Annotated in this window: 21 protein-coding genes; 19 read left to right on the forward strand and 2 right to left on the reverse strand. The window is 56.8% G+C overall.

What is annotated here, in order from left to right:
* The first annotated feature begins 453 nt into the window (after nt 1–453).
* The 15 genes from H598_RS0118750 (at nt 454) to rlmB (ending at nt 16468) form a co-directional block, all read left to right on the forward strand.
* Nucleotides 454–909, forward strand: a complete 456-nt coding sequence (locus H598_RS0118750) for a hypothetical protein (RefSeq protein ID WP_028114371.1) — start codon at nt 454–456, stop codon at nt 907–909.
* A 163-nt stretch (nt 910–1072) separates the two neighbouring features.
* Entirely contained in the window at nt 1073–2569 is a 1497-nt protein-coding gene (locus H598_RS0118755) for a bifunctional ADP-dependent NAD(P)H-hydrate dehydratase/NAD(P)H-hydrate epimerase (RefSeq protein ID WP_028114372.1), read from the forward strand.
* Between the two features lie 6 nt (nt 2570–2575).
* Nucleotides 2576–3031, forward strand: a complete 456-nt coding sequence (gene tsaE, locus H598_RS0118760) for a tRNA (adenosine(37)-N6)-threonylcarbamoyltransferase complex ATPase subunit type 1 TsaE (protein ID WP_028114373.1) — start codon at nt 2576–2578, stop codon at nt 3029–3031.
* 4 nt (nt 3032–3035) lie between these two features.
* Nucleotides 3036–4364, forward strand: coding sequence for an N-acetylmuramoyl-L-alanine amidase (locus tag H598_RS0118765; protein ID WP_028114374.1), 1329 nt, complete (start codon nt 3036–3038; stop codon nt 4362–4364).
* Between the two features lie 8 nt (nt 4365–4372).
* Complete coding sequence (gene mutL, locus H598_RS0118770) at nt 4373–6169, forward strand: DNA mismatch repair endonuclease MutL (protein WP_028114375.1); 1797 nt, start codon at nt 4373–4375, stop codon at nt 6167–6169.
* A gap of 1 nt (nt 6170) precedes the next feature.
* Nucleotides 6171–7097, forward strand: coding sequence for a tRNA (adenosine(37)-N6)-dimethylallyltransferase MiaA (miaA, locus tag H598_RS0118775; RefSeq protein WP_028114376.1), 927 nt, complete (start codon nt 6171–6173; stop codon nt 7095–7097).
* Between the two features lie 95 nt (nt 7098–7192).
* On the forward strand, nt 7193–7468 hold the full coding sequence (gene hfq, locus H598_RS0118780) for an RNA chaperone Hfq (protein ID WP_028114377.1): 276 nt from the start codon (nt 7193–7195) through the stop codon (nt 7466–7468).
* Between the two features lie 17 nt (nt 7469–7485).
* Nucleotides 7486–8772, forward strand: a complete 1287-nt coding sequence (gene hflX, locus H598_RS0118785) for a ribosome rescue GTPase HflX (RefSeq protein ID WP_028114378.1) — start codon at nt 7486–7488, stop codon at nt 8770–8772.
* Nucleotides 8773–8878: 106 nt separating this feature from the next.
* Nucleotides 8879–10000, forward strand: a complete 1122-nt coding sequence (gene hflK / locus H598_RS0118790; protein WP_028114379.1) for an FtsH protease activity modulator HflK — start codon at nt 8879–8881, stop codon at nt 9998–10000.
* Between the two features lie 3 nt (nt 10001–10003).
* The gene (gene hflC, locus H598_RS0118795; RefSeq protein WP_028114380.1) at nt 10004–10888 is read left to right on the forward strand and encodes a protease modulator HflC; all 885 of its coding nucleotides are present in this window, start codon (nt 10004–10006) and stop codon (nt 10886–10888) included.
* A 59-nt stretch (nt 10889–10947) separates the two neighbouring features.
* On the forward strand, nt 10948–11139 hold the full coding sequence (locus tag H598_RS0118800) for a DUF2065 domain-containing protein (protein ID WP_028114381.1): 192 nt from the start codon (nt 10948–10950) through the stop codon (nt 11137–11139).
* 63 nt (nt 11140–11202) lie between these two features.
* Nucleotides 11203–12498, forward strand: a complete 1296-nt coding sequence (locus H598_RS0118805) for an adenylosuccinate synthase (protein WP_028114382.1) — start codon at nt 11203–11205, stop codon at nt 12496–12498.
* Nucleotides 12499–12582: 84 nt separating this feature from the next.
* Nucleotides 12583–13212, forward strand: a complete 630-nt coding sequence (locus tag H598_RS24985; protein ID WP_051252874.1) for a tetratricopeptide repeat protein — start codon at nt 12583–12585, stop codon at nt 13210–13212.
* A 53-nt stretch (nt 13213–13265) separates the two neighbouring features.
* A complete protein-coding gene (gene rnr / locus H598_RS0118815) occupies nt 13266–15731 on the forward strand; it encodes a ribonuclease R (RefSeq protein WP_028114383.1) in 2466 nt (821 codons plus the stop codon).
* On the forward strand, nt 15731–16468 hold the full coding sequence (gene rlmB / locus H598_RS0118820; protein WP_028114384.1) for a 23S rRNA (guanosine(2251)-2'-O)-methyltransferase RlmB: 738 nt from the start codon (nt 15731–15733) through the stop codon (nt 16466–16468). The genes rnr and rlmB overlap by 1 nt, the downstream gene beginning before the upstream one ends.
* Nucleotides 16469–16524: 56 nt before the next feature.
* Here the strand turns inward: rlmB and H598_RS0118825 are convergent, their stop codons facing one another.
* On the reverse strand, nt 16525–17268 hold the full coding sequence (locus H598_RS0118825; protein WP_035416276.1) for a DUF481 domain-containing protein: 744 nt from the start codon (nt 17266–17268) through the stop codon (nt 16525–16527).
* 298 nt (nt 17269–17566) lie between these two features.
* Between H598_RS0118825 and rpsF the strand changes: the two genes are divergently transcribed.
* From rpsF to rplI, 4 genes are read left to right on the forward strand one after another with little or no spacing between them, the layout of a single operon-like run.
* Nucleotides 17567–17977 (forward strand): 30S ribosomal protein S6, encoded by a 411-nt coding sequence (gene rpsF / locus H598_RS0118830; RefSeq protein WP_028114386.1) that lies wholly within the window; start codon nt 17567–17569, stop codon nt 17975–17977.
* Between the two features lie 5 nt (nt 17978–17982).
* The gene (priB, locus tag H598_RS26170) at nt 17983–18291 is read left to right on the forward strand and encodes a primosomal replication protein N (RefSeq protein ID WP_084144535.1); all 309 of its coding nucleotides are present in this window, start codon (nt 17983–17985) and stop codon (nt 18289–18291) included.
* 11 nt (nt 18292–18302) lie between these two features.
* Nucleotides 18303–18530 carry a 30S ribosomal protein S18 gene (gene rpsR, locus H598_RS0118840; RefSeq protein WP_028109942.1) on the forward strand — a complete coding sequence of 76 codons (228 nt, stop codon included), beginning with the start codon at nt 18303–18305 and terminating at the stop codon, nt 18528–18530.
* A 42-nt stretch (nt 18531–18572) separates the two neighbouring features.
* Nucleotides 18573–19025, forward strand: coding sequence for a 50S ribosomal protein L9 (gene rplI / locus H598_RS0118845; protein WP_028114387.1), 453 nt, complete (start codon nt 18573–18575; stop codon nt 19023–19025).
* A gap of 139 nt (nt 19026–19164) precedes the next feature.
* On the opposite strand, the gene H598_RS0118850 is transcribed toward rplI, so the two are convergent.
* Complete coding sequence (locus H598_RS0118850; protein WP_028114388.1) at nt 19165–21369, reverse strand: S46 family peptidase; 2205 nt, start codon at nt 21367–21369, stop codon at nt 19165–19167.
* Between the last annotated feature and the right edge of the window lie 63 nt (nt 21370–21432).

The following is a 21432-nucleotide window of genomic DNA, read 5'->3' on the forward strand; positions in this document are numbered from 1 at the left end:
TTGTGGCTCAGCGGGCAGAGCGCCACCTTGCCAGGGGGTTGAGGTCACACTCTCTATGGTGGAGACGGCACCTCTTGGGTCACGGCACATTCACCGTTTATGTCGGGTTGGGTTGATGTCATCAATGTCGACGAATGTGAACGCCGCTCCGCCCGTGGCAGTCCCATCGAAGTGAATGGGTATGTTTTTGATTTTGAAGCGGGTTCTTCGTCTGCTCAGGGCATTTGCAGTGACGTTGTTGATCTGAAGGGCGTCGACAGAGCTCATCGAAGAGGGAATGCAGGTATCTGTTTTTATTATTTTATTCAGAAGGAGAGCCGGCTCACGGTGGTCGCAATAGCGAATGTGATCAAAGATCATTAAAGGGTGACTTTCTTCAAAATATCTTTTTTACAAAGTCACCATAATGGCGCTATACCTACTATCAAACGCTTGAATTTGCGGAGAGATTTTATGCGCTTCAAACAGATGCGAGAGCTTCTCGAGTACGTGGTTGAATGCCGTATGGCCATGAGCAAGCTGTATGAACGGCTGAATAATCAGGCGGATTCATCACGGGTAAAACTGCTCTTGGATTACCTGAAAAACCATCAGATCGAGGTGGCCGACAAGGTAAGCGAATACATCGATGATGCCCCTCAGGGAGTGTTGGATACCTGGTTTAAGCGTTTGGACTATGATGACATCGTGGCAGAGTGCACCGCCGTAACCTTGAATGCCGGCGTGGATGAGCATGATGTCATGAATCTGGCGCTGGAGTTGGACAACAAGGTGCTGGCGCTGCTGCACCTGGCCCTGGAGCAGTCCGAGCATCAGGAGACTCGTCAGGCTTTGGAGTCGGTACTTCAGGCAGAGCGCATTCGTCAGCAACGATTCGTTCACAGCACCCTGCGCATGGATGATATTTGATACCGATCAAAACAAGGCCCGATAGGGCTAGCGGCTTGTGTGAGGATAGGTTACCTATCAATAACGATGAGCTGATTTAGATCACACACTGTGTGACTGCAATGAAAACGGCCGGGATTTCCTGGCCGTTTCTGTATGTGGAAGGGAGACGGGATAAAACACTATGCGAAAAGCGACGGCCGAATTACCTGCGACGCTGTTTTCCGGCGCCACCGTGCGCCGGTGGGAACCCTTGCTGGCCAAGCAACACGGGGTGTTGATGTGGTCCTTGATGGAGGAGGCGGGCCAACAGGCATGGCAGGCATTTCATCAGCGCTGGCCCCAGGCGGTATCGCTGGCGGTGGTCTGTGGTCGTGGCAATAATGCCGGTGACGCTTATGTGCTGGCCCGAAGTGCCTTAAAAGACGGGTTGCAGGTACGGGTGCTGCAGATGCAGCCGGAGCGGCCGCTGAAAGGGGACGCCAAGATCGCTCAGCAGCAGTATCTGGACGCCGGTGGTCATATTGAGAATGCCGAGCCAGGCCGCCTGGCGGGAGTCAGCCACATTGTCGATGGCTTGCTGGGAACCGGTTTTGAAGGGGAGCTTCGCAGCGACTTTACGCGGATGATTGCCGCCATCAACGAGGCGCCGGCCCGGGTCATGAGTCTGGATCTGCCTTCCGGCCTCAACGGTGACAACGGCTTTGCCGGTGACGATGTCGTCAGTGCCGATCTGACCGTGACCTTCGTCGGCGTTAAATTGGGTCTGTTGACCGGAGCGGCCGCCAGTTGTTGCGGCGACATTCAGTTGGTGCCGCTGGTGATTGGCAGCGCCCTGGCCAGCCAGGTACGTCCGGATGCGATGAAGATCAGCTATCAGGACTATCGTCATCACCTCAAGCCGCGGCAAGCAGACTCTCACAAGGGCCACCATGGTCGCATTGCGGTGATCGGTGGCAACCATGGCATGCCCGGTGCGGTACGCCTGGCATCGGAAGCGGCGCTGCGCAGCGGTGCCGGGCTGGTGAGCATCATCAGTCGCTATGAAAACCTGCCCTTGATTCAGGCCGGTCGTCCGGAGTTGATGCTGTGGGGCAGCGACATCGCCGATATGGAGGTGTATCAGCGTGTGGGTTGGGGCCAAGTGGTGCTGTGTGGCCCGGGTCTGGGCAGCGGCGACTGGGCATTCCATATGTGGCGGGTGGCTCAAAACGCCGAGCGTCCGCTGGTCATGGACGCCGATGCCCTGAATATCCTGGCGAAAAACCCCTGCCGCCGCGAGGACTGGGTGCTGACTCCGCATCCTGGAGAAGCGGCGCGGTTGCTGGGTGTCGACAACGCCGACGTGCAGCGGGATCGGTTCAAGGCGGTGCGGGATCTGCAGAAAAAGTACGGCGGTGTGGTGGTCTTGAAAGGCCCGGGAACCCTGATCTTTGATGGAGAAACCATGCTGGTGGCGCCGGTGGGCAACCCCGGGTTGGCCACAGGAGGCAGCGGTGACGTTTTGTCTGGTATAATCGCCTCCTTGCTGGCCCAGGGCCTGTCTCTTCTGGATGCGGCGGCATGTGGCGTATGCCTGCATGGCGAAGCGGCGGACATGGCAGCCGAAGGGGGACAGCGAGGCATGCTGGCATCGGATCTGATGCCTTATATTAGGCAATTGGTAAACCCTGAAGACTGACAATTTATGAGCGACAAAACTCTGAATCTGCAGAGCGAAACCCAGACTCTCGAGCTGGGGACGGCTTTGGCGGCCATCGTGCGGCCGCCCCTGGTGATTCACCTCGAAGGCGAACTGGGGGCCGGAAAAACCACCTTGTCTCGGGCGCTGGTGCAGGGACTGGGGCACCAAGGCCATGTAAAAAGCCCGACCTATACCCTGGTTGAGCCCTATGAGCTGGATGAAATCAGTGTCTACCACTTCGACCTGTATCGGTTGGCCGATCCAGAAGAGCTTGAATTTATGGGGATTCGGGATTATTTCAGTGACCAGTCCCTGTGTCTGGTAGAGTGGCCGAGTAAAGGGCAGGGTGTATTGCCCCCGGCGGATCTTACCATTACCCTAAGCTATCAGGGTGAAGGGCGATGCGTGACTCTCAGTAGCCATTCCACCAAGGGCGAGGCCATACTGGAACAGCTTTAAATCGATGATAAAGTTTTGGGGATTCAAGGCGACCACCCTGATGGGGTTGTTGCTGTCAGTACTGATGCTGCCCATGGCGGCGCAGGCCACCACGGTGGATAAGATCCGGGTATGGCCCGACAAGGAGCGCACTCGAGTGGTGCTGGATCTGTCGGCGGCCCCCAGTTACGGTGCCTTTCGACTCAGCGATCCTGAACGTCTGGTGGTGGATCTTCGCAGCAGCACGCTGAAAACCAAGTTGTCCTCGGTCAAGGCCGACTCGAAACAGCTGAAGCGGATTCGGGTCAGTACGCCGCCGGAAAAAGGCACCTTGCGCCTGGTATTGGATCTGAAGCAGGCGTCCTCCTACAAGGTGTTCAAACTTGGGCCTAAGGGCAACTATGGGCACCGGTTGGTGATTGATCTGCTGGCGGGGGCCGCGCCCTCGGCCAAAGCCAAGTCGAAGCCGGCCTCGTTATCGACCCCGGGACGAAATGTGGTGATCGCCATTGACGCTGGCCATGGCGGCAAGGATCCCGGCTCCATTGGCCCCTCCGGCACTTACGAGAAAAACGTGGTGCTGCCCATCGCCCGCAAGTTGCGGGATAAGATCAATAAGACGCCCGGCTTCGAAGCGTTTATGGTGCGCAGTGGCGACTACTTTGTGTCGCTGGACCGGCGTTCCGAACTGGCCCGGGAAAAGAAAGCGGATCTGTTGCTGTCCATCCACGCGGATGCCTTCACCTCGCCTCAGCCTCAGGGGGCGTCGGTGTGGATTCTGTCCAAACGCCGCGCCAATTCCGAGATGGGTCGTTGGCTGGAGAAAGACGATAGGCTGTCGGAGTTACGGGGGATCGGTGAGGTGATTTCCGCCTCCGGTGGCGATGATCCTCATCTGCAACGCACCTTTTTGGACCTGGCCAGGGAGAACTCCATGGTCGAAAGCCAGGCCATTGCCGAGAAGATGCTTCGTCGTTTAGGACGAATTGCCAAGCTGCACAAGAAAACGCCTCAGCACGCCAGCCTGGCGGTTCTGAAATCACCGGATTTTCCCAGTCTGCTGATTGAGACCGGCTTTATCTCTAACCCCAGGGAGGAGAAAAAGCTTCGCAGTAGCAGTTATCAGAACAAGATGTCCGACGCCATCTATCAGACGGTGAAGACCTACTTCTCTGACAATCCCCCCCGAGACGCCTTGTTGGCCCAAACCCGGCAGCACACCGTCAGCCGAGGTGAATCCCTGTCGCGGATAGCCCAGCGTTATCAGGTCAGTGTCAGTGCCATCCGTCAGGCGAACCGGTTAAAGACCGACACCCTGCAGGTGGGACAGAAACTCACCATTCCTCGCCTATAGGACCGCCAATGACGATTCAGATATTACCGGCGCAGCTGGCTAACCAGATTGCCGCCGGCGAGGTGGTGGAACGCCCCGCCTCGGTGGTCAAGGAGTTGGTTGAGAATTGCCTGGATGCCGGCGCCAGTCGAGTCGACGTGGAGATAGAGCGGGGCGGCAGCAAGCGGATTCTGGTTCGCGACAACGGCCTGGGCATCGATAAGCAGGAGTTGGCACTGGCGCTGTCTCGCCATGCCACGTCCAAGGTGGCCAGCCTGGAGGATCTGGAGTCGATTCTGAGCTTCGGCTTTCGGGGTGAAGCCCTGGCGTCCATCAGTTCGGTTTCGCGGCTGACCCTGACCTCCAAAACTCAGGCGCAGTCTGAAGCCTGGCAGGCCTATGCCGAAGGTCAGGAGATGGCGGTCAAGGTGCAACCCGCCGCCCACCCGGTCGGCACCACGGTGTTGGTGGAGGACCTGTTTTTCAATACCCCGGCCAGACGACGTTTCCTGCGGGCGGATAAAACCGAGTTTAACCACATCGATGAGCAGTTGCGGCGCATCGCCCTGGCTAAGCCGACGATCCATTTTACCCTCAGCCATAACGGCAAGCTGGTGCGTCAGTACCGTGCAGCCCGCACCGACAAGCAGCATCAGCAGCGACTGGGCGCGATCTGCAGCCATCGGTTTGCGGAAGCGGCGGTGACCCTGTCCACCGGCAATGAGCAGCTGCAGCTGCATGGATGCCTGGCCATCGGCGATGGTCATCAGGGCTTCAGTGACGTGCAGTATTTCTATGTTAATGGCCGAGTGGTTCGGGATCGGTTGGTCAACCATGCCCTGCGCCAGGCGCTGGAGATGCATGGCCAGAACAGTGACGCCGGCTATGTGCTGCACTTGGACCTTCCGCCCCAGGAGGTGGACGTCAATGTTCATCCGGCCAAGCACGAGGTTCGCTTTCATCAGGCCCGCTATGTGCACGACTTCATTCTGCAGGGTCTCAGCGATGCCGTCAGCCAGTTGGCGGGCGCCAAGGCGACCGGCGTCGATGGCGAACCGGCGCCATTCCAACCGGCCCCGCTGACCGTCTCGTCCCATTCGACTCCGGCGCCCGTCGCCGGGTCGACCGCTGTGGCCCGCAGTGCGGTGCACTCACAGCCGGGACAGTCTCGAGAACCGGCGGCCGCCTATACGCCGCCGCCTCTGCAGCCACGGCCGAGAGTCGAGGCGGTCACTAATTACGGCGATCTAATGCAGGCCGCCGAGGTGACTCCGTCAGGGCGTGATTCTGTCGAGGCAGACTGGCATTGGCTGACGCAGTTGGATGAAACTCACGCTTTGATCGGCAAAGGTGATCAACTAAGATTGCTGCCCCTCGTCGCCTTGTTGCGCTGTGGGGGCCAACAGCAGTTGCTGGATCGGCTGCCTCAAGGGTTGGTCAGTCAACCTTTGTTGCTGCCGGTCAGTGTGGCGCGCCTGCCCGACTGGGAGCCGGTGCTTCGGCAGCAGCAAGGGCTGTTGAAGCGACTGGGGTTTGAGCTGGCGGAACAGAAGCAGCGGCTGATTATCCGTAAAGTTCCCTCGGTGTTGCGGCAAGCCAATCTGGCTCAAATCGTGCCAGAATTGTTGCAGTGGCTGTTGTCCTGCCCACAGGGCGGGGCACCGGAGCCGGAAGCGATGACGGCCTGGCTGGCCGACCACGGTGATTTCTCTGCCGCCGCCGCCGATGTCTGGCAGCAGCTGCAGCGCAGCGCGCCGGAGCGAATCACCCTATTGATACAGACACAGGCCGTGACGCTGAATTGGCGTACGGCCCTGGAGCAGTAATATGAGTAACGTCTTGCCACCGGCGATCTTCCTGATGGGGCCGACGGCATCGGGGAAGACCGATTTGGCCATGGAGCTGTGTCAGCGCCTGCCTTGCGACATCATCAGTGTTGATTCGGCGATGATCTATACCGGTATGGACATTGGTACCGCCAAGCCCACCGCCGAGGAGTTGGCTCGCGCGCCCCATCGGTTGATTGACATTCTGGATCCGGCCGACGCTTACTCGGCGGCGGATTTCCGCCTCGATGCGTTGCGGGAGATGGCGGCGATCACCGCCGCCGGTCGCATTCCCCTGCTGGTTGGGGGCACCATGCTGTATTACAAAGCCTTGCTGGAGGGGTTGTCGCCCTTGCCATCGGCGGATCCGAAGGTGCGCAAACAGATAGAATCCGAGGCGTTGGAACTGGGCTGGGGTGATTTGCACCGGCAATTGTCAGAAATTGACCCGATATCGGCTGAGAGAATCCACCCTAACGATCCACAACGATTGTCGCGGGCTCTGGAAGTCTATAGAATCAGTGGTGAAACTCTGACAGAGCTGACAAAAAGAAAGAGTGAGCCTTTACCTTATCTGGTCAGTCAGTTTGCCATTGCACCGGAACAGCGACAGCAATTGCATCAGCGTATCGAACGCCGATTTGCAATGATGTTAGATGCGGGTTTTGAGCAGGAAGTGCTCCGTTTGTTCCGAAGAGGGGATTTACACCCCAATTTGCCGTCAATCCGATGCGTTGGATATCGCCAGATGTGGTCTTTTCTGGCTGGTGAAGATGACTATGAAGGAATGACCGCAAAGGGCATTGCTGCTACCAGACAGCTAGCGAAAAGACAGATTACCTGGTTGCGGAGTTGGCCCGATTTGCAGTGGTTACTCTCTGAAAATACAGGTAATGTAGATAATATGTTACAAAGGCTCGCCATCTAACTTTACATAGGCTATAACTACCAACAAGCTCAGTTAGATGTTGCTTGCAGGCTGGTTTTTAAAAGCAATTAGAATATTTTAGTTAAGGAATCATTATGGCTAAGGGGCAATCCTTACAAGACCCGTTCCTGAATGCATTGCGTCGTGAACGGGTACCAGTATCCATCTATCTGGTGAATGGCATTAAGCTTCAGGGACAGATCGAAAGTTTTGATCAGTTTGTTATTTTGCTGAAGAACACCGTCAGTCAGATGGTTTATAAGCACGCCATTTCAACCGTGGTTCCTGGTCGTCCATTCAACATGAATAATGCACAACAAGGCAGTCAGCAGGGTGGATACAACCAGCAGGATCACGGAAATCAAGACTAACAGCTAGGAGAGTCTGCTTGTTTGAGCGGTATGAGGCAGGCGAAAGGGCTGTACTGGTACATCTGAACTTTTCCCGAGAAGGGGAACGCGAAGATCTGGAAGAGCTGCACCTACTGGTGTCATCCGCAGGCGTGAGTGCCTGCGGAGTCGTTACTGGCGCTCGTTCCTCCCCACACCCCAAATACTTCTGTGGCGCCGGCAAGGCGGAAGAGATTGCGGCACTGGTCCAGGCGGAGCAGGCGGACGTGGTCATCTTCAACCATGCCTTGTCCCCGGCCCAGGAACGTAACCTTGAAGCCATTTTCCAATGCCGGGTATTAGACCGTACCGGTCTGATCCTGGATATTTTTGCCCAGCGGGCACGAACTCACGAAGGTAAATTGCAGGTTGAGCTGGCGCAGTTGCGGCACCTCTCGACCCGGCTGATCCGTGGCTGGACCCACCTGGAACGTCAAAAGGGCGGCATCGGCCTGCGCGGGCCGGGTGAAACTCAGCTGGAAACCGATCGGCGTTTGCTGCGTGAACGTATAAAAACCATCCTTCGTCGTCTGGAGAAGGTCGAGAAGCAGCGAGAGCAGGGGCGTCGTTCCCGCCAGCGTCGAGAGATACCGACGGTGTCTCTGGTGGGTTACACCAACGCCGGTAAGTCGACTCTGTTCAACTTGGTGACAGATTCCGGGGTGTATGCTGCGGATCAGCTGTTTGCCACTCTGGATCCGACCTTACGGCGGATTGAAATCGATGAGGTTGGTCCGACGATCCTGGCTGACACCGTGGGGTTCATTCGGCATCTTCCCCATGATCTGGTGGCGGCCTTTAAGGCCACACTGCAGGAAACCCGTCAGGCGGATTTGCTGCTGCATGTGGTCGACGCCAGCGATGAACGGGCCGGAGAGAACATCGAAGAGGTGCAGAAGGTTCTCAAGGAGATCGATGCCGATGAGATACCACAGCTGCTGGTTTACAACAAAGTGGATCTGCTGGACGATGCCGAACCCAGAATCGACCGGGACGATAGCGGTAGACCGATTCGAGTGTGGGTGTCGGCCCAGGAGAACCGCGGCCAACCGCAGTTGTTCCGCGCCTTGTCGGACTTACTCGGTCGGCAAATAGTTGAACTATCATTAAAACTGCCGCCGTCGCAACAACGTTGGGTAAACGTGTTTTTTGAACTCAGCGCGGTGAAAAGCAGTCAATATGATGACGAAGGCAACTGCCTGATGAAGATTGTTCTGCCCGAGCCGGAGTGGCTTCGGCAATTAAAAGCGTCTCAGGGAAGGTTAAGCGACTTTATCATCCACTAATTGCCTGATAAATTAGCGTTAAACCTCTTATCATCGGAGGGGATGCCCTGGCGGGACTGTTCAGGGGCCCCATTAACTCATCCGATACGTTAAAACGGAGTACTACATGGCCTGGAATGAGCCTGGAAATAAGGGTAAAGACCCATGGGGGAACCGGGGTGGCAACGATCAGGGGCCACCGGACCTGGATCAGGTGTTCCGCAAGCTGTCCGGCCGCTTTGGCGGCGGCAAAGGCGGTGGTGTCAGCGCCGGCATGATATTGGGTGTGCTGGTGTTGGCGGCCATCACCTGGTTCCTGTCGGGCATCTACAAGATTGAGGAAGCGGAGCGCGGCGTCGTGCTTCGGTTCGGTGAGTTTTACGAGTTGAGAGAGCCCGGCCTGCACTGGAAAGCCACCTTTGTGGATCAGGTGTACCCGGTGAACATCAACAACATTCGTGAACTGCCTGCGTCCGGCATGATGCTGACCATGGATGAAAACGTGGTCGCCGTCGAGATGAAGGTGCAGTACCGGGTCGTGGATCCTCGCGCCTATCTGTTTAACGTCACCAATCCCGATGAGTCTCTGAATGAGGCGATGGACAGCGCCCTGCGCTACGTCATCGGCCACACCGTGATGGATGACATTCTGACTACCGGTCGTGAGCAGGTCCGTCAGGATACTCGTGCAGAGCTGGAGGGGATCATCGAACCTTATGGTCTGGGCATCCAGGTGGTGGACGTCAACCTGTTGCCGGCGCGTCCGCCGGAAGAGGTGAAAGACGCCTTTGATGATGCCATCTCGGCCCAGGAGGATGAAGAGCGTTTCGTTCGTGAGGCGGAAGCCTATGCCCGTGAAATCGAGCCTCGTGCCCGCGGTCAGGTGCAACGGATGGAACAGGAAGCCAACGCCTATCGCGACCGGGTCACCCTGGAAGCGGAAGGTGAAGTCGCCCGCTTCGTTCAGTTGCTGCCTCAGTATCAGGCGGCCCCAGACGTCACCCGTGATCGTCTCTACCTGGAGACCATGGAAAAAGTCTACGGCAGCACCTCTAAAGTGATGGTGGATACCGAAGGCAATGGCTCCATGTTCTACCTGCCGCTGGATAAAATTGTTGGTCAAAGCGCAGGTCAGGCTCCGAATCGAGCCGCGGCACCGCAGATGAACGACAGCAGTTCGCTGCCGAGCAACAATTTTAACAACCGCCGTAATGTTCGCAGCGACAGCGTGCGCCAGGGGAGGAATTAAGTCATGAAACCCATTTCTATTGGCGTCATTGTCGTCATTCTGTTCCTGGGCCTGTCCTCACTGTTTGTGGTCAGCGAAGGCGAGCGTGGCATCGTTAAACGCTTTGGTAAGATTGCCAAAGACGCCGACGGTGTGACTCTGGTGTATGAGCCTGGTATCCACTTCAAGGTACCGGGTATCGACACCGTGATTCGCCTCAATGCTCGTATCCTGACGCTGGATGCCCCGGCGGATCGTTTTGTGACCTCGGAGAAGAAAGATCTGATGGTGGATTCCTACGTTAAGTGGCGAATTACCGACTTTGAGCGCTACTTCCTGTCTACCTCAGGCGGTAACCAGTTGCAGGCGGAAGCCCTGCTGCAAAGTAAGATCAACAACGGCCTTCGCAGTGAATTTGGTACTCGAACCATCTCCGAAATCGTTTCCGGCAGCCGCGATGAGTTGCAGCAGGAAGCCCTGAAAGGCGCGGCCGAAAGTGCGCTGGAGCTGGGCATCAAGGTGGTAGACGTGCGGGTGAAGCAGATAAACCTGCCTCGTGAGGTCAGCTCTTCCATCTACGATCGTATGCGCGCCGAGCGTATCGCCGTTGCCAAGGAGCACCGCTCCCAGGGTAAGGAAAAGGCCGAAGTACTGCGGGCGAATATCGACGCTAAGGTGACCGTGATGGTGGCTGAGGCAGAGAAAAATGCGCGGACCATTCGAGGCCAGGGGGACGCACAGGCAGCCAAGATCTACGCCGACGCTTATACCAAGGCGCCGGAGTTTTTCTCCTTCCTGCGCAGCCTGGATGCTTACTCGAAGTCCTTTAACAGCAAGCAGGACGTGTTGGTGGTGTCGCCAGACTCGGAGTTCTTCCAGTACATGAAGAGCACCACTAAACCGCAATAATAGTATTGCTTAAATTAAAGCCCGGCAACCGCCGGGCTTTTTGTATGGAGCGGACGAAAATGAGCACCCAGAGCTGGCTGATTGCCCTTGGTATGGTATTGGTTTTAGAGGGTATTGGGCCCATGCTGTTGCCGGAACAATGGCGTAAAATGGTCACCGAGATGAGCCGGCAACCGGATCAGTTGTTGCGTCGGTTAGGGGGGGTACTGGTCACAATTGGTGGGGTAATTCTGTATATTTTTTCCAGATAGCTGCTGTTTTGAGCATTTTGTTCTGGTAGAATCCTGCTTTAACCACCTACCTCTGTATTCATAATGAGTAAAAATGTTGTTGTTCTTGGCACCCAGTGGGGTGACGAAGGCAAGGGCAAGGTCGTAGACCTGCTTACCGATAAATCTTCCTATGTGGTGCGTTATCAAGGCGGCCATAACGCTGGTCACACTCTGGTGATCAACGGCGACAAGACCGTACTCCACCTTATTCCATCAGGCATTCTTCGTGACAATGTAAAGTGCATCATCGGTAACGGTGTGGTGCTGTCCCCAGAAGCACTGATGACTGAGCTGACCATGCTCAAAGAGCGTGGCGTTCCGGTGGAAGAGCGACTGCTGATCTCCGAAGCGTGCCCGCTGATTTTGCCGTACCACATCGCCGTGGACCAGGCCCGAGAGGCGGCTCGCGGCAACAAGGCCATTGGTACCACCGGTCGTGGTATTGGCCCGGCATACGAAGACAAGGTTGCCCGTCGTGCATTGCGCGTTGGTGATCTGTTCGATGCTGAGCGTTTTGCTGAGAAGCTGAAAGAGGTACTGGCGTACCACAACTTCATGCTGGTGGAGTACCACAAGGCTGAGCCGGTGGACTTCGATACCGTGTATGAACAGGCGATGTCCGTTGCCGAGCTGCTGAAGAGCATGGTGGTGGATGTCACCGATCTGCTGGACAAGGCCCGTAAAGCCGGTGAGCCGATTCTGTTCGAAGGCGCCCAGGGCACCTTGCTGGACATCGACCATGGTACTTACCCGTACGTGACCTCCTCCAACACCACCGCCGGTGGCGTGTCTACCGGTTCCGGCTTTGGCCCGAACCGCATCGATTACGTTCTGGGTATTGTGAAAGCCTACGCGACCCGCGTCGGTGGCGGTCCGTTCCCGACCGAACTGGACGATGCCGTTGGCACCCATCTGGGTGAGAAAGGGCATGAGTTCGGTGCCACTACCGGTCGCCAGCGTCGTACCGGCTGGTTGGACATCGTGGCCATGCGTCGTGCGGTTCAGATCAACGGCATCACCGGCCTGTGTCTGACCAAGTTGGACGTACTGGATGGTCTGGAAGAACTGAAGCTGTGCACCGGCTACAAGATGGCCGACGGTCGCATCGTCGATGTGCCACCTCTGGCAGCGGAAGACTACGAACACGCGGTTCCGGTATACGAAAGTATGCCAGGCTGGAGCGACAACACCTTTGGTGTGGTCGAGCACGACAAACTGCCTCAGGCAGCACTGGATTACATCGCTCGCATCGAGGCTTTGCTCGACGTACCGGTGGACATCATCTCAACCGGCCCCGACCGGGTTGAGACCATGATTCTGCGAAATCCTTTCGCATAATCATTGAGTGTAAAACGGGGCCTTCTGGCCCCGTTATGCTATGGTGGACTTTAGTTTTTTCAGGCTGGGTCGATACGTTAGAGTATGAATCGCTTTTATCTGCTGTTGACAACATTGCTGATGATTGCCCCTGCCCAGTCGGAACTGCAGGTGGTGGAGCTGTATTCACAGGACGCGCTGTTGCAGATGATTCGCGACAACACCCATCTGATGCAGATGCGTCGTGATGACTGCCAGTTAGTGGAAGACGTGCAGGCTCACGCTAAAATATTGAAAGAGCCCGCCTACCAGATGCTGTGGGCCGACATGCTGATGTATGGCGTGTGCGTCGACAAAAACGTCAAAGAGGGGTTCTATTACCTCGAGACTGCTTCGGAGTCCGGATTGCCCGACGCCCTGGAGCAGTTGGGACGCTACTACCGTATCGGCAAGTTCACCCTGGTGAACGAAGAATTGGCGATACACTACTACAAATTAGCATCTGAACAAGGGCATTTGCGTGCCCGCTTTGATCTCGTGCGAATGTACGTTCGAGGCTACGGCGCGCCGCGGGACTACCCGCAGGCGTATCGATGGCTGTTCGAAGAGGTGTACGAGCACGGCGAAGATCAGGCTACGGCCGATGAGCTGCTGAGCCAACTGGCCCGCCTTATTCCCAATAGGGAGGTGGAAGCCATCGAAGCCAGCCAGAAATTTCAGGATAAGTATCGCTGACAGTCAGTATACTTTTCCGGTAACCCCATTTTTATCTATCGAGTAAATCACTATTGAGTAATCAAGATCCCCATTTTCAGCGGGAGGCTGAAAAGTACGAAAATCCGATTCCCAGCCGGGAGTTTCTGCTGCAGTTGATCGCCGACGGCCGCGGCCTGATTGGTCGCGATGAGCTGGCTGAACAGTTGGGCCTGGAAGGGGACCAGTACGTGGCCCTGATGCGCCGCTTGCGCGCCATGGAGCGCGATGGCCAGCTGGTGTACACCCGCAAAGGGCGCTATGGCATTCCGGAGAAGATGGATCTGCTCACCGGCACCGTACTGGGGCATCGCGATGGCTTTGGCTTCTTCCGTCCTGACGATGGTGCCGGTAAAGACATGTTCCTGACCGAACGCACCATGCAGAGCGTACTGCATGGCGATCGGGTGATGGCCCAGGGGGATCGACACGATCGCCGTGGCCGTCAGGAAGCCCGGATCGTTCGGGTCCTTGAGCCCCGCAGCGCCAACATCATTGGCCGCTACTTCACCGAAGATGGCATTGGCTTCGTGGTACCGGACGATCGCCGCATCAGCCAGGACATCCTGATACCGGCGGAACACCGACTGGGCGCCCGCCTGGGGCAGGTGGTGAATGTTGAGCTGACCCAGAGACCGGGTCGTCATACCCACGCCAAGGGCAAGGTGACCGAGGTGCTGGGAGACGAAATGGATCCGGGCATGGAGATCGAGATCGCCCTGCGCAATCACGATCTGCCTCACCAATTCCCTCAAGCGGTGCTGGACCAGGTGGCTCGAATCGACGACGAGGTGACCGAGGCCGATAAGCAGGGCCGGGTGGACTTGCGACAGTTGCCGCTGGTGACCATCGACGGTGAAGACGCCCGAGACTTCGATGACGCCGTCTACTGCGAGAAGAAGAAGAGCGGCGGTTGGCGCCTGTGGGTAGCCATTGCCGACGTGAGCCATTATGTGCGCCCCGGCACGCCATTGAACGACGAGGCCCTGAAACGGGGTAACTCAGTGTATTTCCCGGCGCAGGTGATTCCGATGCTGCCGGAGAAGCTCTCCAACGGCCTCTGTTCATTGAACCCGGGTGTCGACCGTCTGTGCATGGTGTGCGAAATGACGGTATCGGCCTCCGGAAATTTGTCTGGTTATAAATTTTACCCGGCAGTGATGCACTCCCACGCCCGGCTGACCTACACCAAAGTGGCGGCGATGCTGGATGGGGATAAGCGACTGATCGAGCGATACCAGTCGGTGTTCCCGCACCTGCAACAGCTGCACAAGTTGTACGCTGCTTTGGACGGTGCCCGCCTCAAACGCGGCGCCCTGGTGCTGGAGACTACCGAGACTCAGTTTATCTTTAATAGCCAGCGACGCATCGAGCAGATTGTGCCTCGGGAGCGTAACGTGGCGCACAAGATGATCGAAGAATGCATGATCCTGGCTAACGTTGCGTCGGCTCGATTTGTGAAGAAGCAGAAAGGCGAAGTGTTGTATCGGGTCCACGAGGGTCCGGGCGACGCCAAGTTGAAGTCCTTGCGCGACTTCCTTGGTCAGCAAGGGCTGCAACTCGGTGGTGGCGATGAGCCGTCGCCGACCGACATCGCCAAGCTGCTGGCTTCGCTGAGTGGCCGCGCCGATGCCGAACTGGTGACCACCATGGTACTGAGATCCATGAAGCAGGCGGTCTACAGCCCAGACGATGAGGGCCACTTTGGTCTGGCGCTGCAGGGTTACAGCCACTTTACCTCACCCATTCGACGTTACCCCGATCTGATTTTGCATCGGGTGATTCGAGGCTTGCTGGCCAAAGACAGTGAAGGTGGCATGCTCAAGCGGGCCATCGGCAGCCTGCTGAATCGCGAGGCTGCCAAGGCCGACGATGCCGGGGTGTTGTACACCACTCAGGAACTGGTGGAGCTGGGTGAGCACTGCTCGATGACCGAGCGCCGTGCCGATGATGCCACTCGGGATGTGTCGGATTGGCTCAAGTGTGAGTTCATGCAGGATCACGTCGGCGACACCTTTGAGGCGGTGATCAGTGGTGTTACCAGCTTTGGTCTGTTTGTGCGTCTGAACCAGTACCACATCGACGGCCTGGTGCACATCTCCAGTTTGGAAAACGATTATTTCCATTTTGATGCGGTGCGTCAGGGACTGTACGGCGAGCATAGCGGCAAGCGTTATCGCCTCGGCGATGCGGTTGAGGTGAAAGTGATGTCGGTGAAGCTGGACGATCGTCAGATCGATCTGGGCCTGGTTCAGGAGCCGTCCAAAGGGCGTAAAGGGAAGCCCAAGTCCGGCCGCAAACCGGCGGACAGCAATGCCCCCTACAAAGCCAAACAGGGCAAACCCAAGTCCTCGGGTCGAAGTGGTGGCGGCAAGCGCAGTGGTGGTTCACAGGCCAAGTCCGGGGCAGCCAAAGGCAGCGGCAGTGCCAAGCCGGACGGCAAAAAAACAGATACCCGCGGCGGTGCGGGCAAGAGCAGTTCTAAGCGGAAAAATCGTTAATGAAACAAGAGATGGTATTTGGCCTGCACGCCGTTGAGGCGTTGCTGGCGTCGGAGCCTGAACGGGTAAAGTCCATTTGGATGCTGAAGGGGCGTGACGACGATCGTCTGCAACGGATTCATCAACTGGCGATGCAGCATGGCATCAGCTGCCAGCCTGCCGCCAGAAAGGCCCTGGATGACAAGGCCAAGTCGCCGCAGCACCAAGGGGTGGTGGCCGCCGCCAAGGCGGCGCCGGTAAAAGGTGAAGCGGAGCTGGATGCCTTGCTCAACGGCGTGGAGACGCCGCTGCTGCTGATTCTGGACGGCGTGACTGACCCTCATAACCTCGGCGCCTGCCTGCGCAGTGCCGATGCTACCGGTGTTCACGGTGTGATTGTGCCCCGGGATCGGTCTGCCAGTCTGGGCCCTGTGGTACGCAAAGTGGCAGTGGGTGCCGCCGAGAGCGTGCCGCTGTTTCAGGTGACCAACCTGGCGCGCACCATGCGGGAACTGCAGGAGCGGGGGGTGTGGATCGTTGGCACCGCCGGCGAAGCCGATCACGACCTGTATCAGGCCAAGCTTACCGGCCCGCTGGCGCTGACCATGGGGGCCGAAGGCAAAGGGATGCGCCGCCTGACCCGCGAACATTGCGATGAGCTGATTTCGATTCCAATGGCCGGGGTGGTCACCAGCCTCAATGTGTCGGTGGCGACCGGCGTGTGCTTGTTCGAAGCGGTGCGCCAGCGGCGGAGTTGATTCTCAAGACACAGCAAAAAGGCGCCGTTGGCGCCTTTTTTTGTTCCTGGAGGGGATTAGAAGCTGTACAGCAGGTTGACGGTGGAGATGATGTCGGTCTTCTCGCTGTTTTCCGGCACCTTTTCGGTGTATTTGACGTCGGTGCCTATCTTTAGAGCCAGATCGGCCCATAACTGATTCCGAATCGACAGTTTCAGGGTGGCGATGGTATTGCGGTTACCGGTTTCCACCGCACCTTCGGCATTGAAGGTGGTGTATTCGTGCAACCGCTGTTCCAGTTTGCCGGCGAAACGGGCAATGCCTTCGTCGGTGGAAGAACCGTCGCTGTCGGTATCGCTGTCGCTGAGATTGGGTTTGTTGTAACGGTAACCGGCACCGGCTTCCAGCGACAGCTTGGTGTGGCGATGATCAATGGGGGAGTAACCGTAACCGAAGGAGTAGATCTGCTGCTGGGTAAAGGAGCCGAATCGATCCCAGATCAATTCACTCCGGCCATAGACGTACTGGGTTCCTTTGAGCTTGTAATCCAGCTGGTACTGCACCGTGTATTGTTCGGCGGTGGTACTCTGGTTGTCAGAGGCAAAGTAGGCGTGCAGATTGGTTTCGTGGCGGGCTGCTTCCGCATCGTAAACAATTTTACCGCGGCTGTTGAAGTTGCTGGATTCGGTGTTGCCTGAGGTGTACTGCAACCCCAACTCCACTTCGGCGTCCAATCTGTCTTCAGGCTCTTTGTACTCCGGTGGCACCAAGGCCCACACCGACGGAGACAACAGCGCGGCGACCATCATCAATCGTTTCATAATACCTACTGCTATCACTGCGTATTTTTGTTTGATTTCTTCTCAGTCCCGGCAAGGTGGCGGGCTTAGGGTGCAGGGCGTTATCTTACCTCAAAGCGATTCAAAACGGCGATCAACTGAGGGAATTTCTCTGCCGCCGCTGCGCCAAGCCGGCTGGAGCCAGAGTGGCGGTGAGAATCGCTTGCTCACCCTGCGGGAATCCTGTAATATGCGCCGGCTAATCAGCCGAAACCCTTTTGTTCCTTGCCTCCAGGTATGGCTGAGCCTGAAAGAGGCTGAATAACCGTAAGGATCAATAATGCGTCATTACGAAATCGTATTTATGGTTCACCCTGATCAGAGTGAACAGGTTCCAGGCATGATCGAGCGTTACACTGCTACCATCACTAAAGATGGTGGTTCTGTAAACCGCTTGGAAGACTGGGGCCGCCGTCAACTGGCATACCCAATTGAGAAGCTGCACAAAGCACACTACGTGCTGGTTAACGCTGAAGCGACTGCTGAAGCCGTTGCTGAACTGGAAACCAACTTCCGCTTCAACGATGCCGTTATCCGTAGCATGGTAATCCGTACCAAGGGTGCTGTTACCGAGCCATCTCCAATGGCTAAAGCTAAGGAAGAGCGCCGTGAGCGTGATGATCGTCGTGACGATCGTCGTGAAGCACAGCCAGCTCCAGCTCCAGCTGCTGAGGAAGCCAGCGCCGAGTAAGAGCTGTGAACACTAACCGCCTCGAGCTGACGGGCACTGTCCTTCGGCCACCGAAAAAGGCAACTGGAATCAATGGAATTCCCCACGGGTATTTCATTCTGGAGCATCGCTCCATGCAGCAGGAAGCCGGACTGAATCGTCCCGTTTACTGTCGGATTCAAGTGGTTGTCAGCGGTCAGCAATCACAACCTTTACTGGACAATCTGGATTCCGGCCATGCAATCAGGGTCGCGGGGTTTCTCGCCTGGCAACAAAGCCGAAATGGCCAAAGCCGCCTGATTTTGCATGCTGACTCAATTGAACCTATTTCATAGGAGATGCCCACATGGCACGTTATTTTCGTCGTCGTAAATTCTGCCGTTTCACTGCAGATGGTGTTACTGAGATTGACTACAAAGACGTAGCAACTCTGAAAAACTACGTTACCGAAAGCGGTAAAATCGTACCGAGCCGTATCACTGGCACCAGCGCTAAGTACCAGCGTCAGCTGGCTCGCGCTATCAAGCGTGCTCGTTACCTGGCTCTGCTGCCTTACACTGACCTGCAAGGTTAAGTTTAGGCATTAGGTTAACCCTTTTAAGTAGAGGAAAAGGTAATGGAAGTTATTCTGTTGGATAAGATTGCCAAGCTTGGCGGTCTGGGTGACAAAGTTAGCGTTAAGTCTGGTTACGCTCGTAACTACCTGCTGCCACAAGGCAAAGCAGTATTCGCTAACGCTGCTAACGTAGCTGAATTCGAAGCTCGTCGCGCTGATCTGGAAAAGAACATCGCTGACAAGCTGGCTGCTGCTCAAGCTCGCGCTGAGAAGCTGGCTGCTCTGGAAGGCGTTTCCATCGCTTCCAAAGCGGGTGACGAAGGCAAGCTGTTCGGTTCCATCGGTACTCGCGACATTGCTGACGCGATCACCGCTGCCGGCGTTGAAGTAGCCAAGTCTGAAGTACGTCTGTCCGAAGGCGCTCTGCGCAACACCGGCGAGTACGACATCGTTGTTGCTGTACACAACGAAGTGACTGCTACTGTTAAGCTGACCATTGTTGCTGGTGAGTAATCACTAAGCTGACACCGGTCGCTTAATCCGGGAAACCGGAGCAGAAAAACACCGCCTCAGGGCGGTGTTTTTTTATGCCAGTCTCGGCAGTGGCAACCAAAAAAGCCGCCATATGGCGGCTTTTGTCGTTAGTAAGCGTTTACTTGATCAGGGTCAGCTCGGTCAACAGGTTGTCGGCGCTGTCGACATTTTCCATCATCCACAACACGTAGCGGAAGTCGACGTGTACGGCCCGGGTGATGCTGGGGTTGAAGTACCAGTCCTTGGTGATCGACTCATAGGTGGAGTCGAAATTCAGACCGACCAGATCGCCGTCGCCGTTGAGGATCGGCGAACCGGAGTTGCCCCCTGTGGTGTCGACGCTGGAGAGGAAGTTCACTGGCACCGAGCCAAAGTGGCCGTCATTGGCCTCGGCACAAGGCAAAATGCCGCAGTACCAGGATTGGGTCTGCGCCTTGATGCTGTCCACCGAGTAGCTGCCATAGCGTTTGGCCTTGATGGCCTCGAGGATCTTTTGCGGTGCATTGAACGGTTCGACGCCGGTGTGCTTCTCGACAATGCCCTCCAGTCGGGTAAACGGCTGTTTGTACAGGGCATCGGCGGCCTGGTAGCCATCGACCACACCGTAACTGATGCGCAGGGTGCCGTTGGCATCCGGGTACACCGGCTGGTTACGGCTGTCGTACCAGTCCAGCAAGGCCGCCATCATAGCGGGACGCACGGCGGTGATGTCACCGGCCAGGGTCTGACGTTGCTTGCGATTGGCTTCGTTGGCGTCGTACAGGGCCACCGCCATCTTAATGAAGGGATCATCGCTGGCTTTGAACGCCGACACCGGCTGGGTCATCCACTTGAGGCGCTGGCCGCTGTCATTGAGGCCGGTGTTGGCATAGGCCTGATCCAGGTCCAGGGTTTCCAGTACCTTGTCCAGGGCCGCAGTCCGGTGCGACTGAGCCAGGTAGGCGTCGATGTCCATCTGCCACAGGCCCCGATCCATACGAGTATGGAAGCTGCGGGTCAGGCGGTTGAGACGGCCCTCGAGCATCTTCATGTCCCGCTCCTGATAGCCTTCCTCGCGCTCGGCATCGGGTTTTTGGCGCTCATTGGCCAGTTTATACAGTCGGTTGGCGGTGTTAAGCAGGGCACTGGACTGGGCATTTTCGAAGTAGAACGCCCGCTGCTTGTAGTTTCGTTGCTCGGCCAGCTTTTTCTCCAGCTGTTCAACCTTGGCCAGGGCGTCGGCACGGCTCGGATCGGCTTTCAGCCAGTCTTTGAAGGCGTGTTCATTGCTGCCCTTGATGGCGGGAATGTCGGTTTTACGAAAGCCATCCAGCAGGCCGTTCATCTTCTTCATGCGGTTGGCAAGGCTGGCTTTGGTGCCGGCGTAGGCGATCTTGATGACGCCGTCTTCGAGGCCGTACTGGTCGATGAGATCGATGCGCTGCTGATAGCGGCTGGCACCGACCGGATACTGCCAGTTACTGGCAAATTCCAATTCGCTCAGTAGCTTGTGTCTGCTGGTTCGGCCCGGGTAGCCTGCCACCAATACCCCGTCTCCCTGCTTCACGCCACTGGCGTTGACCTTAAGGAAGCTCTTGGGCTGGTAGGGGACGTTGTCTTCGCTGTAGGCGGCCGGCGATCCATCCGGAGCAACGTAGGCCCGCAGGAAGGTGAAGTCACCGCTATGGCGGGGGTACTCGAAGTTATCGATGTCACCGCCGAAGGAGCCGACACTTTGAGGCGGCGCGTACACCAGACGCACGTCGCGAATCATCAACTGACGCAACAGGTAGTACTTTTTGCCGCCATGAAAGCTGCGCACATGGCAACGGTAGTTGTCGTTGGACTCGCACTGCTTCAGCAGCGCCTTACGGTTGCCCTGGATGGTATGGTAGCGCTGATAGCCGTCCATGTCGTCGCTGACACCGGCGTACACCTGCTCGGTAACGTCTTCGATCTTGTCGGTGACGTACAGGCGTTCCTGAGGGCCAGCAGAAGGCTCTTTATCCAGGCTGGTGGCCAGGAAGCCATCATCCAGGTAGTTGTGTTCTTCATTGCTGTTGAACTGAATGCCCCGGTAGGCACAATGGTGGTTTGTGACAACCAATCCTTTGGGAGAAACGAAGGAGGCAGTACAATACCCCAGTCCTACCACCGCATTCATTGGATATTGATTCAGGTCCGCCAGCTGTTCGGCTGGCAGACGGATGCCGGCTTGCTGAAGCTCATCGCTCAGTTGCGGCATCTGCATGGGGAGCCACTGGCCTTCATTGGCGACAGCGGGCAGGGCCACGGCCAGGCTTAACGCCAGGACGGAGACCGAAGAAGAAACTTTGGTTGGCATGGGAGGTCCCTTTATTATTATCATTCCTGTTTGGGCAATGCGCCCAGAAAGGGGAAATCTTAC

Source organism: Ferrimonas kyonanensis DSM 18153, from assembly GCF_000425405.1.
Taxonomy (GTDB): domain Bacteria; phylum Pseudomonadota; class Gammaproteobacteria; order Enterobacterales; family Shewanellaceae; genus Ferrimonas; species Ferrimonas kyonanensis.